This is a genomic window from Chryseobacterium defluvii (assembly GCF_014204415.1).
GTDB classification, from domain to species: Bacteria; Bacteroidota; Bacteroidia; order Flavobacteriales; family Weeksellaceae; genus Chryseobacterium; species Chryseobacterium defluvii_A.
In genome coordinates this window covers 1,001,148-1,016,498 of the sequence record NZ_JACHLE010000001.1, presented here as the reverse complement: position 1 = coordinate 1,016,498, position 15,351 = coordinate 1,001,148, and the positions used below count along the sequence as shown (strand labels likewise).

At 38.4% G+C, this 15,351-nt stretch carries 15 protein-coding genes; 5 read left to right on the top strand and 10 right to left on the bottom strand.

Going from position 1 to position 15,351, the window contains the following annotated elements; all coding sequences use genetic code 11:
* Positions 1–15: 15 nt before the first annotated feature.
* The 4 genes from HNP38_RS04590 (at position 16) to apaG (ending at position 5,873) form a co-directional block, all read left to right on the top strand.
* Positions 16–1,056 carry an SRPBCC domain-containing protein gene (locus HNP38_RS04590; protein WP_184185152.1) on the top strand — a complete coding sequence of 347 codons (1,041 nt, stop codon included), beginning with the start codon at positions 16–18 and terminating at the stop codon, positions 1,054–1,056.
* Between the two features lie 224 nt (positions 1,057–1,280).
* Positions 1,281–4,097 carry a 2-oxoglutarate dehydrogenase E1 component gene (locus HNP38_RS04585; RefSeq protein ID WP_184185149.1) on the top strand — a complete coding sequence of 939 codons (2,817 nt, stop codon included), beginning with the start codon at positions 1,281–1,283 and terminating at the stop codon, positions 4,095–4,097.
* A gap of 45 nt (positions 4,098–4,142) precedes the next feature.
* On the top strand, positions 4,143–5,402 hold the full coding sequence (odhB, locus tag HNP38_RS04580) for a 2-oxoglutarate dehydrogenase complex dihydrolipoyllysine-residue succinyltransferase (protein ID WP_184185146.1): 1,260 nt from the start codon (positions 4,143–4,145) through the stop codon (positions 5,400–5,402).
* A gap of 81 nt (positions 5,403–5,483) precedes the next feature.
* Positions 5,484–5,873 carry a Co2+/Mg2+ efflux protein ApaG gene (gene apaG / locus HNP38_RS04575; protein ID WP_184185142.1) on the top strand — a complete coding sequence of 130 codons (390 nt, stop codon included), beginning with the start codon at positions 5,484–5,486 and terminating at the stop codon, positions 5,871–5,873.
* A gap of 106 nt (positions 5,874–5,979) precedes the next feature.
* Here the strand turns inward: apaG and HNP38_RS04570 are convergent, their stop codons facing one another.
* From HNP38_RS04570 to HNP38_RS04550, 5 genes are read right to left on the bottom strand one after another with little or no spacing between them, the layout of a single operon-like run.
* Complete coding sequence (locus HNP38_RS04570; RefSeq protein WP_194299327.1) at positions 5,980–6,537, bottom strand: 3'-5' exonuclease; 558 nt, start codon at positions 6,535–6,537, stop codon at positions 5,980–5,982.
* On the bottom strand, positions 6,530–7,321 hold the full coding sequence (locus HNP38_RS04565) for an alpha/beta hydrolase (RefSeq protein WP_184185139.1): 792 nt from the start codon (positions 7,319–7,321) through the stop codon (positions 6,530–6,532). The genes HNP38_RS04570 and HNP38_RS04565 overlap by 8 nt, the downstream gene beginning before the upstream one ends.
* 52 nt (positions 7,322–7,373) lie before the next feature.
* Positions 7,374–8,240, bottom strand: a complete 867-nt coding sequence (locus HNP38_RS04560; protein ID WP_184185136.1) for an alpha/beta hydrolase — start codon at positions 8,238–8,240, stop codon at positions 7,374–7,376.
* Between the two features lie 28 nt (positions 8,241–8,268).
* Positions 8,269–9,240, bottom strand: a complete 972-nt coding sequence (locus HNP38_RS04555; RefSeq protein ID WP_184185133.1) for a glycosyltransferase family 2 protein — start codon at positions 9,238–9,240, stop codon at positions 8,269–8,271.
* Between the two features lie 5 nt (positions 9,241–9,245).
* Complete coding sequence (locus HNP38_RS04550; RefSeq protein WP_184185130.1) at positions 9,246–10,130, bottom strand: lysophospholipid acyltransferase family protein; 885 nt, start codon at positions 10,128–10,130, stop codon at positions 9,246–9,248.
* Positions 10,131–10,209: 79 nt separating this feature from the next.
* On the opposite strand from HNP38_RS04550, the gene HNP38_RS04545 reads away from it, so the two are divergent.
* Positions 10,210–10,779, top strand: coding sequence for a thioredoxin family protein (locus HNP38_RS04545; RefSeq protein ID WP_184185127.1), 570 nt, complete (start codon positions 10,210–10,212; stop codon positions 10,777–10,779).
* A gap of 36 nt (positions 10,780–10,815) precedes the next feature.
* Here HNP38_RS04545 and HNP38_RS04540 read toward each other — a convergent pair whose 3' ends face one another.
* The 5 genes from HNP38_RS04540 to HNP38_RS04520 all read right to left on the bottom strand — a co-directional run bounded on the left by HNP38_RS04540 (position 10,816) and on the right by HNP38_RS04520 (position 15,234).
* Entirely contained in the window at positions 10,816–12,177 is a 1,362-nt protein-coding gene (locus tag HNP38_RS04540; RefSeq protein ID WP_184185124.1) for an aldehyde dehydrogenase, read from the bottom strand.
* A gap of 146 nt (positions 12,178–12,323) precedes the next feature.
* Positions 12,324–12,824, bottom strand: coding sequence for a 50S ribosomal protein L9 (gene rplI, locus HNP38_RS04535; protein ID WP_184185121.1), 501 nt, complete (start codon positions 12,822–12,824; stop codon positions 12,324–12,326).
* Between the two features lie 172 nt (positions 12,825–12,996).
* Positions 12,997–13,299 carry a 30S ribosomal protein S18 gene (gene rpsR / locus HNP38_RS04530; protein ID WP_002979091.1) on the bottom strand — a complete coding sequence of 101 codons (303 nt, stop codon included), beginning with the start codon at positions 13,297–13,299 and terminating at the stop codon, positions 12,997–12,999.
* 29 nt (positions 13,300–13,328) lie between these two features.
* A complete protein-coding gene (rpsF, locus tag HNP38_RS04525) occupies positions 13,329–13,670 on the bottom strand; it encodes a 30S ribosomal protein S6 (RefSeq protein ID WP_184185119.1) in 342 nt (113 codons plus the stop codon).
* A gap of 208 nt (positions 13,671–13,878) precedes the next feature.
* Positions 13,879–15,234, bottom strand: a complete 1,356-nt coding sequence (locus tag HNP38_RS04520; RefSeq protein WP_184185116.1) for a chloride channel protein — start codon at positions 15,232–15,234, stop codon at positions 13,879–13,881.
* Positions 15,235–15,351 lie beyond the last annotated feature (117 nt).

The following is a 15,351-nucleotide window of genomic DNA, read 5'->3' as shown; positions in this document are numbered from 1 at the left end:
TATTACTTTTGTGCGATGCGTTTTATTAAGATCATAGCGGTAATTATTTTGGTTCTGATGGGGGCTTATGCGCTTTCCATGTATTATTTTGTGGATGAGAGCAAGAATTTCCAGATCGAAAAAGAGGTAGATTATCCTGTAGATAAAGTGTTTTCTCAATTCAACAATCTTCAGAACTTTACCCGATGGAACAATTTCTTTACCAGTTCCCAATCCATTGATATTGATTATTATACCCCTTATGAAGGAAAGGGAAGTGCGATCAGCTATATGGATCAGAAAAATGATATGGATGGGGAGATGTTCATTCGCTATGAAAACCTGAACAAAACTCTGAGATACCAGCTCTTTGAAAATAAAAATGAGAATCCTACTCTTGTAGATGTAAAATTCAAACCACTTTCAGCCACAAAAACAAAGATCATATGGTATGTTCATACGCCTAAACTTTCGGTTTTAAAAAGAGTGAAAAACTTCTGGACGGAAGACCGTTTTGCAGACAATATCGATAAAAGTATGGTCAACCTGAAAAATGTTTTAGGAAATAAAGTGGAAAAAGACAACCAGATGGCTTCCATAAAATATGACAGCCTGATGGTGGAAAATGAAGAAGATAAATTGCTTTTGGGGATCAATGTAAGTGCTTCCAACAAGAAGGATGCCCTGTACAAGAATATCGTGATGAATTACAATAAAGTGTACAACTTTGTAACGATGGATCTGGGCAAAAAAGATGACGAATTCGGGTATCCTGTACTGCTCACCGATGCCGATAACTATAAAGACAAAGAGGTGTCCTATTTTCTCGGAATTCCATTGTCTAAAAAAATAGGAGTTACAGATAATAATTTCAGTTTCAGGACGATAAATCCGACTCAGAATTACATTATGTACTATAAAGGAACATATGCCGGAAGAGTAAAAGCCATCCAGCAGCTGATCCAGAAAGCCAAAAAAGATGAAATGCGTTATGGCGATGTTCGCCAAACCTTTATTGAACGGCCGATGGAAGAGCAGGATGTGAATATGAAACTTTCATTATCTGTTTATAAATAAATTATTGACAATCATTTAGAGCCGGTTTGTTTTCATTTTTAAGCGAAAACACCCGAAGGCAGAAAATCCGATCGATCTTCTGTTGTTCTCATTTAATTTTCTGATATTCTAAAACCCTCAAACTCTAAAACTTTAATACTTCAATACTGTTCCAAGTCGGTTTTTTTTATTAAATTTGAAGATTAATTTTACAAACAAATTTTAATAACAGATAAACTGTAATAATGGACAGATTTTCATTCCTAAACGCAGCTCATTCTCAGTTAATTGAGGATTTATACCAACAGTACTTAAAATTCCCGGATTCTTTAGAACCATCATGGAAAGCCTTCTTTCAGGGCTTCGATTTTGCTTTAGAGAACTATGGTGATGACAATAATATTCAGTATATCCAGGCTTCGGCCGGTGCGGCTCCTGCAACACAGCAAATATCTCAGGCAGTTTCCAACGGTGAAGTTCCTGAGCACATCAAAAAAGAATTCAAAGTCGTAAACCTTATCGAGGCTTACAGAACCAGAGGGCACCTGTTTACACAAACAAACCCGGTAAGAGAAAGAAGGCATTATACCCCTACTTTGGACATCGAGAATTTTGGATTGTCTCAAGAAGACCTGAATACAAAATTCAACTGTGCGGTAGAAACAGGAATGAAGGAACCCGCCACATTGAAGGATCTCATTGCACACCTCGAAAACATCTACTGCGATTCGATAGGGGTAGAGTATATGCATATCAACAATGTGGAAGAGAAAGATTTCATCAAAAAATGGTTGCAGGTTAATGAAAACCATCCGAACCTTTCCGCGAATGAAAAAACTGAGATCTTATTAAAATTAAACCAGGCCGTAGCATTTGAAAATTATCTACATACCAAATTCGTAGGGCAGAAGAGATTCTCGTTAGAAGGAGGGGAGTCCTTGATCCCTGCTTTGGATCAGCTGATCACAAGATCTTCCCAATTAGGGGTGAATGAAGTGGTTTTAGGGATGGCACACAGAGGAAGACTGAATGTGCTGTCTAATATCTTTGGGAAGTCCTACAAGCAGATTTTCTCCGAATTTGAAGGAAAAGAATTCGAAGAAGATGTATTCTCCGGTGATGTTAAATACCACTTAGGTTCATCCAAGAAGATCCAGACAGCTTCAGGAGAAGAAGTATCCATTAACCTTACTCCGAACCCGTCTCACCTGGAGACAGTAGCTGCCCTTGTAGAAGGGATCTGTCGTGCCAAAGTAGATGATAAATATAAAGGGGATTTCTCTAAGATCTTACCAATTATAATCCACGGTGACGGTGCTATTGCAGGACAGGGTATTGCGTATGAAGTAGCCCAGATGATGACCCTTGAAGGCTATAAAACAGGTGGAACCGTTCATATCGTTGTGAACAACCAGGTTTCATTTACGACCAATTATACCGATGCAAGATCCTCAACATACTGTACAGACATTGCGAAAGTGACGGAGTCTCCGGTAATGCATGTGAATGCAGATGATGCGGAAGCAGTGGTACATGCTATTCATTTTGCAGCTGATTTCAGGGCTAAATTCGGAAAAGATGTTTACATTGACCTGTTGGGATACAGAAAATATGGACATAATGAAGGAGATGAACCAAGATTCACGCAGCCTAATTTATACAAAACAATTTCAAAGCATCCTAACCCAAGAGAGATCTATAAAGATAAATTACTTCAGGACAGTGTAGTTTCCAACGATGTTCTTAAGAAAATGGAAACCGATTTCAAAGCTCTTCTGGATAAAGACTTTGACGCCTCCAAAGAGATTGAGAAAAATGCAATGGATGTGTTCATGGCTGAATATTGGACCAATTATCCGATTGGAAAGAGAGGTGCAGTTCAGCTGCCGGTTGATACAAAATATGATCAGGCTAAGCTGAAAGAGCTGGCTGTTAGAATGTCAACACTTCCGGCTGATAAAAAATTCATTAATAAGATCACAAGACTTTTTGAAAACCGTATCAAAGCGATTGAAGGAAACTCATTAGACTGGGCTTTAGGAGAATGGTTAGCTTATGCAACATTGCTTACAGAGGGGCACAACATCAGAATTTCCGGGGAAGATGTGGAAAGAGGAACATTCTCTCACAGACACGCTGTAGTAAAAACTGAAGATACTGAAGAAGAATATATCCCGTTAAGACATGTTTCCGAGAACAGATTCGATGTGTACAATTCCCACCTTTCAGAATATGGGGTTCTGGGATTTGATTACGGATATGCAATGGCTTCACCAAATACATTGACAATTTGGGAGGCTCAGTTTGGGGATTTCGTAAACGGAGCACAGATCATTGTTGACCAGTATTTAGCTGCAGCGGAAGAAAAGTGGAAGATCCAGGACGGATTGGTGATGCTATTGCCTCATGGTTCGGAAGGGCAGGGAGCAGAACACTCTTCTGCAAGACTGGAAAGATTCCTTACCCTTTGTGCCAACGAAAATATGGTAGTAGCCAATATTACGTCACCGGCTAACTACTTCCACCTGTTAAGAAGGCAGTTGAAATGGAACTTCAGAAAACCATTGATCGTAATGAGTCCGAAATCTTTGTTAAGACACCCGAAAGTGGTTTCTCCATTGGAAGACTTTGCCAACGGTTCGTTCCAGCCGATCCTGGATGATCCAACAGCAGATCCTAAAAAAGTAGAGAAAGTAGTTCTTTGTTCAGGTAAACTATACTTTGAGCTCTTATCGAAGAAAGAAGAATTAAATGCCGAGAATATTGCTTTAGTAAGATTTGAGCAATTATATCCGCTTCAGGCAGATGCTATCGAGGCAATCCTTAATAAATACGAAAACAGAAAAGAATTGGTTTGGGCCCAGGAAGAACCGGAAAATATGGGGGCGTGGTCTTATATCCTGAGAAACTTCAGGGAGACGGGAATTCAGGTGATTGCTCCGGTACCAAGTGGTGCTCCGGCTCCGGGAAGCCATAAAATGTTTGAGAAAAACCAGAATGCGGTGATCAACAAAGTGTTCGACAGAAACGATGCTCCTGCCAAAAGACCGGTTACAGCCTAATCAGAAAAATAATAATCAATTAAAAAATAAAAAATACTCAATAATATGTCAGTTTTAGAAATGAAAGTTCCTTCACCGGGCGAATCAATTACAGAAGTTGAAATTGCAACTTGGCTTGTAAAAGATGGTGATTATGTAGAAAAAGATCAACCGATCGCTGAGGTAGACTCAGACAAAGCAACTCTTGAATTGCCTGCTGAACAAAGTGGTGTTATTACTTTAAAGGCTGAAGAAGGAGATGTGGTACAGGTAGGCCAGGTAGTTTGTTTAATTGATATGGATGCTGCTAAACCGGAAGGTGCGGCTGCTCCTGCTGCTGAAGCTCCAAAACAGGAAGAGGCCCCGAAAGCGGCTGAACCTGCTAAACAGGAAGCTCCAAAGCCTGTGGCCCAACCGGCTGCTGCTGCACAAACTTATGCAACCGGAGCTCCGTCACCTGCTGCTAAAAAGATCCTTGACGAAAAAGGGATCGATGCCGGGCAGGTTTTAGGAAGCGGAAGAGACGGAAGGATCACTAAAACTGATGCTGAATTAACAGCTGTTCCAGCATTGGGAGGAAACTCATTATCTGCAACAGGATCCAGATCTACCACTACCACTAAACTTTCTGTTCTTAGAAGAAAATTGGCTGCAAGATTGGTTTCTGTAAAGAATGAAACAGCCATGCTGACTACTTTCAACGAAGTTGATATGTCTGAGATCTTCAGGATCAGAAAGCAGTATAAAGATGAATTTGCTCAAAAGCACGGAGTAGGTCTTGGGTTCATGTCTTTCTTTACAAAAGCGGTTACAAGAGCGTTACAGATGTATCCGGACGTAAATGCATCTATTGACGGGGATTTCAAAATAAACTATGATTTCTGCGATATTTCAATTGCAGTTTCAGGGCCTAAAGGATTAATGGTACCTGTATTGAGAAACGCTGAAAATATGACATTCAGAGCGGTTGAGGCCAATATTAAAAATCTTGCTGACAGAGTAAGAGATGGTAAGATTACCGTTGATGAAATGACAGGAGGTACATTTACAGTGACCAATGGTGGTGTATTTGGTTCCATGCTGTCTACACCGATTATTAACCCTCCTCAATCTGCTATTTTGGGAATGCACAACATCATTCAGAGACCTGTGGCTATTGACGGGCAGGTGGTAATTCGCCCAATGATGTACGTAGCCATGTCTTATGACCATAGAATTATCGACGGAAGAGAATCTGTAGGATTCCTGGTAGCGGTAAAAGAAGGTATCGACAACCCTGTTGAAATATTAATGGGTGGTGACGAAAGAAAAGCATTAGAATTATAATTTTTAATGAATTAATAATATAACTTTACAATCTCGCTTTAAAAAAGGCGAGATTTTTGTATATATTTAAGAAATACTAAAATGATGTTCTCAAAAATAACTTCCAATATCAAAGTTTCAGTGGTTCCTGAATATGATAGCAAGAATAGTTACCCGTCTGAAAACCGTTATGTTTTCAAGTACAATATCACGATAGAAAATGAAGGAGATTTCCCTATAAAAATATTGAAAAGAAAATGGCTGATTTTTGATGTAGGTTTCGGGTACACGGAAATTATGGGAGATGGTGTAATTGGCTTAACCCCTGAAATTCCTGCCGGAGATAATTTTGCTTATTTCTCCAATGTGATGTTACGTTCGGGAGTAGGAAATATGAGCGGAAAATACCTCGTTAAAAATATGAAGACCCAGGAAAATTTCGAGATTGATATTCCAAAATTTAACCTGCTGTCTGAAGTATTAAGCAACTAAACAAGCCAGCTGATTATTATTCGTTAGCTTTATATAACTATAGAATTAACACAATCTGGAATTATACGCAATCATCCGTGTAATTTGCTATATCTGCGAGCAAAAACTAAAGCTTTTTGATCTTCAATTTCATATAATCAGTAATCTCTTCATTATTGGTGAGGAACAGTTTCTCAAAAGCCAGCAAAGAAATTCTTGCACAAGCCTCAGCATCATCTCCGGCTCTGTGATGCTTAAATTCGATCCGGTGATATTCAGCCAGATGTTTCAGTCCATAGCGGGGAAGGTAATTCCACGACTTTTTGGCCAGCTGGATGCTGCATAAATAATTCAGTTTGGGAGTGAACATTCCATAATAATTGAGGCAGCTTCTTAAAACCCCGGCATCAAAGCTTGCATTATGGGCGATCATTAAAGTTCCGTACATCATTTCTTCCACCTCGTACCAGATCTCATCAAAAGTGGGAGCGTCCTTTACATCTTGAGGAGTGATCCCGTGAATGTCAATATTATGCTGGCTGAAATAAGGAAAGCTTGGAGGTTTGATCAGCCATGTTTTGGTTTCCACAATTTGAGAATTTTGAACTATACATATACCGAGCTCACACGCGGAATGCCTTTCGAATGTAGCCGTTTCAAAATCTATGGCGCAGAAATCAATCATTCCTTTGGGGATGGATAATTGAAAAAATTTCTTTCATTTCATGGTGATACTGCTCGAAATTGGAAAGATCATTATGGCTTCCTTTCTTAATTTCTATAAACTTTTTAGGGACTTCAGGCCTTTTTTCTTCCAGTTCATTAAAAAGCTTTTTGCCGGATTTTATGGGAACAACGAGGTCTTTATCTCCATGAAAATGATAAACAGGACAATTGACCTTAATAATATGCTCATCAGACCTGAAATCATAGGTCATCTTCGTGGTTATTTTTTCAGTCGTATTTTTGGGGATCCAACGGTTTACCATATCTTTCAGATTATAGAAAGTGGCTTCTACGATCAATAGTTTTGGTTCATTTTCTGCAGCCATTTTTATGGCAAAAGCACCACCCAGGCTTACCCCATAGACAATAATGTTTTCTTCGCCATATTTTTTCTTTACAAAATCATAGCAGAATTGCGCATCCGCATATAGGTTATTTTCGGATCTTTCCCCTTTGCTTTTCCCGTAATGGCGGTAATCCATCACCAGAACGTCGTGATCATAATCGGTGAAATTAGAAGCAATAGCGCCCCATCTTACCAGATTATCTGCATTACCATGAAAAAAAAGTATGACACCTTTGGGGTTTTTAACCTTAAAATGTAAGGCATTGATAACCCCGCTATTGGGTGTTTCGAAGAAATATTCCTTAAATTTTTTCGGAAAATCATAAGCATAATCCTCCGGTAGCTTTACCGGAAGAAATATCAGCTTCTCCTGCAAAAAATGAACCCATTTTGTCATATAATAGGGAATGATATTGTTTGAATTTTTATAGAAATGGACATTCCTTTTTTTAAGATCTGTGGTTAATATTCATACTGGTATTCTGGAAATTGATCTCCTTTTCCGGCTCTTCAATATCTTCAAAAACTTCATCCAAAACGCGGTGGTATTCCTTGAATGTATGTACATTGATATGTCCGGCTTTCAGAATGATATAAAGCCGTGTATTTTCGGGCTGAATTTCGGAGAGTTCAATGGCTGTTTTCACAGGAACAAGCTTGTCATCACTTCCATGTATAATTTTGATAGGACATTTTACGCCTCTGAGATATTTGTAGGTCGGAAGATTAAAGCGCATAAAATATTTGGCCGGTAACCAGGGAAGATACCGGTTGATCGACCGCTCTAAACTGTAAATAGGCGCATTAAGGATCAACAGCCTCGGATTGTTTTTTGCTGCTAGCATAGCGGCAAAAGGTGTTCCAAGACTTCTTCCGTAAACAACGAGCCGGTCTTCCGGCACCTGCTGTTTCACAAGATTGTAAATAAAACGGATATCGTGTTTCAGCCCTTCTGAGGTCCTTTTTCCGGTGCTTTTCCCGAAACCCCGATAATCCAGCATGATCACATCATACTGAAGACGGGTGAAGTCTATCGCAAATTTTCCCCATCCTTTGATACTTTTGGTATTGCCTTTCAGATAAAAAACAATTCCTTTCGGATGTTCGGTTTTGAAGTGAAGATAACTGATGAAAACACCGGGTTCGGTTTCTGCCGTTAATTCTTCTGCATGAAGGTTATCGTAGGCAAATTTGAAATCCTTCGGCAGTTTTTCTGGATGAAAGAAAAATTTTTGCTGAAAAAAATAAATAATTAACCCTAAAATCAGGGTTATAACGCAAAAAACGATGAGAACTGTGTAAAAATCTAATTTCATAATTGTTATGAAATAAAGGTAAAAAAAATTATCCTAAAAAATGTTTGAAAATCAAATATTTGGACTGATAGTAATTTTTAATTTGATTTTTTCCACGAAGCTTTAAAGTTCCCGGAAGCTGGGCATAAAACCCGAAATGCGCCCTCACAACCGCCCAAAGGTGCGGAAAGCCGTTTTTTAATCCAAAATAGATCCCTGCGACACCATCCAGGCAAAGCCTGAAAAATATCAGCCAGACCAACTTTGGAAAAGGTAAATTCTTCACCATCATCGAAAGATTGTTCCTGATGTTCAAATAAGTCTTCTGAGCGCTCTGTTTGTTCAGCGTGCCGCCTCCTACATGATAGATCTTGGATTTTCCCGTGTAATATATTTTCCTTCCTGAATTGATAAGCCTCCAGCAAAGGTCGATTTCCTCCTGATGGGCAAAAAACCTTTCATCAAATCCCTTATGGTCCCAAAAATCTTTTGAACGGATAAAAAAGCAGCATCCGGAAGCCCAGAATATCTCTGCTTCATCATCATACTGTCCCTTATCTTCTTCCAGATCATCAAAAACACGTCCTCTACAGTAAGGATATCCCAGATTATCTATTAATCCGCCCCCTGCTCCTGCAAATTCAAATTGCTCCTTATTATGGAATGATAAAATTTTGGGCTGTATTGCTGAGATCTGAGGATTTTTTTCAAACAATTCCAAAACAGGTTCGATCCAGTTTTCCGTCACTTCAACATCGGAATTGAGCAGGCAGTAGTATTCAGCCTTTACTTTCTTTAATCCTTCATTATAGCCGCCTGCAAAACCGTAGTTTTTATCATTTCTGATGATTTTCACAGCAGGGAACTGCATTTCCAGATAAGCAATGGAATCGTCAGTAGAAAGATTATCAATTATATAGATGTCAGCTTTCCCGGAAAAGCGGATAACGCTCGGAAGAAATTTTTCAAGCCAGCTTTTACCATTCCAGTTTAATATTACTACAGCTAGTTTTTCAGACATTTGACCTATATTTTTTCGGAATCAAAATTTTTGATGGCATCCTGGTATTTCCATTTTCTGTGGGACCAAAGGTAATTATCGGGGCGTTTATGCAGGGTGTTTTCCAGCAATTTATGGAATTTTTTCACGACTTCATGTTCCGTAAATTTTTCTCCGTCAGGATAGATCCTGTGATAATTGACCTGGTAAAAACCACGTTTTACCTTTTTCATCTCACAATAAATAAAAATAAGATCCATTCTTGTTGCCAGTTTATCATATCCTATAAAAACAGGGGTTTTCTGATTAAGAAACTCTAATCCGTAGCTTACGTGTGAAATATGCGGGCTTTGATCAGCCACAAACATATAGGCAGAATTTCCGTCATTTTTAGCCCTGAAAATATTCATGATCACCTCGTTGGCCTCCAACGCTTCGTTTCCGAATTTATTCCGCACTTTTTTCATCTGGTTTTCCCAGAAATCACTGTTCACCTTTCTGTAAACCGGGTGGCAATGCTCCTGAGGAATGATCTTTGCAAATGCATTGATCCATTCCCAGTTGAAAACATGCCCGGCAAGCAGAATAATGTTTTTGCCTTCTTTTTTAGCCTCGTGAAACACGTCTTGGTTGATATGCTGCATCCTCACGCGGGATTCCGTTTCTGAAATACTGAACGATTTCACGGTTTCTACAAGATAATCGGAGAAATTGCGGTAGAATTTTTTTCTGATCTTTCTGATCTCTTCATCCGGTTTATCCGGGAATGAATTCTTTATATTCTGTGTAATTACTTTCTTCCTGTACCCGACAAAATAATAGTTCAGAAAGAAAATAATATCCGAAAAAATATATAATACTTTAAGCGGAAGTTTAGAAATTAAATACAGTATTTTGATCAGGAAGTTCATAAAACATGCAAATTTAAGGATAATAAAATTATGGTTCTATTTTTGCTTCGGGTTAAATATTATTTTTTATATTTAAAGTATGAAAAAATTATCACTGATTGCTTTTCTGGCACTAAGCACAGTTGCTTACTCTCAGGAAATTAAAAATACTCCTGAAAGGAATTCCGGAGATAAAGCCCTTCTGGTAAAGCCGGATCATGCTGAGCTTGAAGCAAAGAAAAGGACAGCGGAGGAGAAAGCCAAGTTGCCTAAACCTTATAATCCAAAAGCTGATGCGCAGAAAGATATAGCAGCCTTGGTAGCACAGGCTAAAAAGGAGGGTAAAAACATTATGATCCAGGCAGGTGGTAACTGGTGTATCTGGTGCCTGCGCTTTAACGATTTTGTACAGAACACTCCTGAACTGAAAGAAATTGTAGACAAGAATTATCTATATTATCATCTCAATTATTCCCCTGAAAATAAGAATGAAAGTATTTTCATGAAATATAATAATCCGGGAGAGAAATATGGGTATCCCGTATTCATTATTTTAGATCAAAATGGTAAAATGATCCATATTCAGCAGAGTGATGTGCTGGAAGAAGGGAAAGGATATAGTCTGGATAAAGTAAAAGAGTTCTTTAGCAGCTGGAGTCCGACTTCATAAATAAATCAAACCGGGAAGACTCCCGGTTTTTTGTTTTTACAGAAGCCTTTTGATCCACTTTAATTTTTGCTCAGAATAGGGTGGGTATTTTATATTGGGTTCACCCCATGTAGCCCTTTCAAGAACTGCTTTCTGATGAGAGAAAGTCTCAAACCCATATTTTCCGTGATAGCTCCCGATCCCTGAATTTCCCACTCCCCCAAACGGAAGATTTTCGTTCCCCAGATGCATAACAACATCATTGATGCATCCTCCGCCGAAAGACAGCTTTTGAGTGAAAGCGTCTTTTTCTTCCTGACTGTTGCTGAATAAATAAGCAGAAAGCGGTTTTTCCATTTCCAGTACCGAGTTGAGAGCGGTATTAAAATTGTCAAAAGAGATTGCCGGAAGGATAGGCCCGAAGATTTCCTCCTGCATTACATCATCTTCCCGATCCACATTGCTTAAAATAGTCGGTTCTATATAAAGTTTTTCCTCATTATAGTTTCCTCCATAATAGATCTTTTCCTTATCAATAAGTTGAATAAGCCGTTGAAAATTTTTTAGGTTGATGATCCGTGTATAATGCCCGGAGCCCGGCTCATACCTGAATTCTTTGATATAATTTCTTAGAAGTTCCAGGAACTGTTCCTGTACAGTCTCTTCAATCAGTAAATAATCCGGAGCTACACACGTCTGGCCTGCATTCAGGAATTTTCCCCATACGATCCTTTTGGCGGCAATTTCCAGACTGGCATTTTTGGTTACTATAACCGGTGATTTACCGCCTAATTCCAATGTTACGGGCGTAAGATGTTCAGCAGCGGCTTTGTAGACTATTTTTCCCACTTTTGTACTTCCGGTAAAGAATATTTTATCAAATCTCAGTTTCAGAAGTTCTGTGGTTTCTTCGATACCCCCTTCATAAACATATACATATTCAGGAGGGAAATTGTCATTGATAATTTTTGCCATTGCTTTTGAAGTATGGGCAGCAATTTCGCTTGGTTTCAAAATACAGCAGTTTCCGGCAGCCAGTGCGGCAATAACAGGGGAGAGGGAGAGCTGATAAGGATAATTCCAGGCTCCGATGACAAGTACGCATCCCAGCGGATCTGTACAGATCCTGCTTTTCCCGATCTGATTGGCTAAATTGGTACGAACTTTTTTAGGACTGGTGAGGATATTTAAATTCTTTAAATAATAGCTAATATCCTTTAGAATAAAAGAGATCTCAGTAGTTGCAGTATCAAATTCAGACTTGCCGAAATCCCTGTCAATAGCTTCATACAATACGTTTTCATTTTGTATGATAAGATCTTTCAGCTTTTCAAGATACATTTTCCGGAATCTGATATTCCCGGTTTTTTGTGTCCTGAAAAACATTTTTTGTTCGGATAAGATTTCCTGAATTTCCATATTCAAAGTTTAATTGAGTAAGCAGATGAATCTATGTGATATTTTACCAGCAGCAATAAGCTTACCATTGAAGGGCATTGAAAACAAAAAACCACTTCAAACGAAGTGGTTTTGTATGTATGAGAATTTGTTTTCTCTTTTGGATATTAAGCTTCTTCAGTTTTAGCTTCCTCTTTTTTAGCCGGAGCAGCTTCAACAGGAGCATCAGATACAACATCGAATTCGTAGTTGTATTCAACATTTCTGTGAAGTCTTACAAGAGCAGAGAATTTACCTGTTCTCTTGATTGTGTTTCCTGGGATTTTGATGTATTTTTTATCTACAGATACACCTGCTTTTCCTAGAGCTTCAGCAAGGTCAGCATTGTTGATAGAACCGAATAATTTATCACCTGTACCTACTTTTGCAGGAATTGTGATAGAAGTTTTCTTCAATTGATCTACTACAGAGTTTGCAGCAGAGATCAATTTAGCTTCTTCTTCTTTTCTTGTCTCTAAAGTAGCTTCTAAAGCCGCTTTGTTTTTAGGAGTAGCTAAAAGTGCATATCCCTGAGGAATTAAGAAGTTTCTGGCATAACCAGGTTTTACATTTACTGTATCAAACTCAAGTCCTAAGTTTTCTACGTCTTTTTTTAGGATAATTTCCATTGTTGTTGTCCTTTTTTAGATGTTAGATGCCAGATAGTAGATGTCAGACTTAAAGTCTTGTGTCTGAAATCTGAAATCTAAAATCAAGTTAGAATTAATTTTAATTTATTCAGCAACTTAAAAAAAGAGAAAAAGACCGGGATCTTTTCTCTTTCTTCTTGTTTCTTTTATCTTATTTTAATAAGTCTGCTACGTATGGTAGTAAAGCAAGGTGTCTTGCTCTTTTGATTGCTGCAGAAACTTTTCTTTGGTATTTTAAAGAAGTTCCTGTGTATCTTCTTGGTAAAATTTTACCCTGTTCGTTCACGAATTGTAATAAGAAATCGGCATCTTTATAATCTACATGCTTGATTCCGTATTTTTTGAATCTACAGTATTTCTTTTCAGATTTTGTATTGATATCAAGCGGAGTAAGGAATTTTACTTCTGATTCTCCTCCAGCTGAGGCTTGTTTAGCCATTTCATCTATTGCCATGTCTTGTCTTTTTTAAATTGGGTTAATAATTAAGCTTTAGCTGCTTTTACTTTAGTTCTTCTGGTTACAGCATACTCAACAGCGTGTTTGTCAAGTTTTGTAGTCAGGTAACGGATCACTCTCTCGTCACGTTTGAATGCTAATTCCAGATCAGCAACTACAGTACCTTCACCTTTAAACTCGATTAAAGTGTAGAATCCGTTCTTTTTCAATTGGATCGGATAAGCTAATTTTTTTAATCCCCAGTTTTCTTTAGCAACGATTTCGCAGTTCTTTTCTTTTAAAAGATCTACATACTTGTTCACTGCTTCCTCCACCTGAGCATCAGATAGAACGGGAGTTAAAATGAAAACAGTTTCGTAATTGTTCATAATGTTAAATAAATTTGTTAATTATTTCGAGGTGCAAAGGTAAGAATTTTATTTACAATACGCAATGAGAGTGGTGAAATATTTCCGGAAATCAATTATTGGAATTGAGTTATGAATTATGAATTATGAATTATGAATTATATTGATGATAAGCTTCTGCACTCCATTCAACAATGACTTATAACTTATAACTCATAATTCATAACTTTTAACTTCCTTTACCCCTCACTTCTTCCAGAAAATTCACTTTGATCATATCATACAGTGAATGACGGCTTACCAGAATGGAAACGATGGAAGAAACCATTCCCGCCAGCATTAAGTGAAATATCAATGAATGCCTGTCGGTCATTTCAAGGACAATGATGGCAGAAGTAAAAGGTGCTCTTGTAATACCGGTAAGAAAAGCAACCATACCTGCTAAAATAACTACATTGGTTTCATTAGGGGATAAATTGATAGCACCGGAGATCACAGACCCGATACTTGCCCCGGCAGTAAGGGCTGGAGCAAAGATTCCACCGGCTCCCCCTGAAGTAAATGATAATGCAGGTCCTAACATCCTTAAAATGGGTACATACCAATCTTCGTGCTTGTCAGACGTGAAAAGCACCCGTTCCATGATCTCTTTCCCGGAACCCAGAATTTCTCTGTTGATAAAATAAGCAATAGAAGCAATGATAAGGGCACTGAAAACAAGGAATGCTACATTTGCTCTGTCGGTCTTCAGTTTTTTCTTTTTCCAAGTGCTCATTTTAAGCATCATTACCGAAAGCTGGCTTGCCAGGATCCCTGCAGTTCCGGCTACAAGCATAATAGGAAACATTACCATTAACGAAACATCGTTGGTTTTAGGATATCCAAGGTATAAATAAGAACCGGCCAGGGTCTGAGCCGTTAAGCCGGCAATGATGACTGCAGTGAAGAGGGCTGTTTTAAAATAATTGATGTGCGTTTTCGAAAGTTCTTCAACTGCAAATACGATCCCTCCGAGCGGAGTATTGAAAGCTGCTGCCAGCCCCGCCGCTGCTCCGGTCATGATCATGTTTTTCTTTGATATTTTAGGCCACCACTCAGGAAGATATTCATTCACCTTCCGGAAAACGGATCCTGAGATCTGTATCGTAGGACCTTCACGCCCCACAGCACCTCCGCCAATAACCAGGACAACGGATGAAATGATTTTAAAAACAATGATCTTAAGGCTTAAAAAGCTTCTGATGTGCTTATGCTCTTTCGGATTGGCAAGTTCTACCGCAGCCATTACCTGTGGAATTCCGCTCCCTTTTGCATTAGGGGCAAATTCCTTAACCAGCCACCATGAAATGACAAAACCAATGGGAGCAATGATGAAGATCATCCAGTCATGCCAGTTGAGTATAAAATTCAGGAGACTTTCTCCCCAAGCAAATATTTTGGCATACATCACAGCAAAAAAACCTGTTATTACAGAACCTATCCAAAAGGGTATTGCCTGAAGGAGGGTTTGTTTCAGACGTTCATTTCGGATGTTGTCAAAAGATTTTTTGAGACCTTTTCGGATGTAAGTCAGAATTTTGAGCATATTTCAAATTTAGAATATTATTTATTAAAATAAAAATTTCAGATATGAATGATGCTTAATAGTTCTGATATTATATGTATTAGAATAATTAATATCCTGTTTGTCATGCTGTAAGCA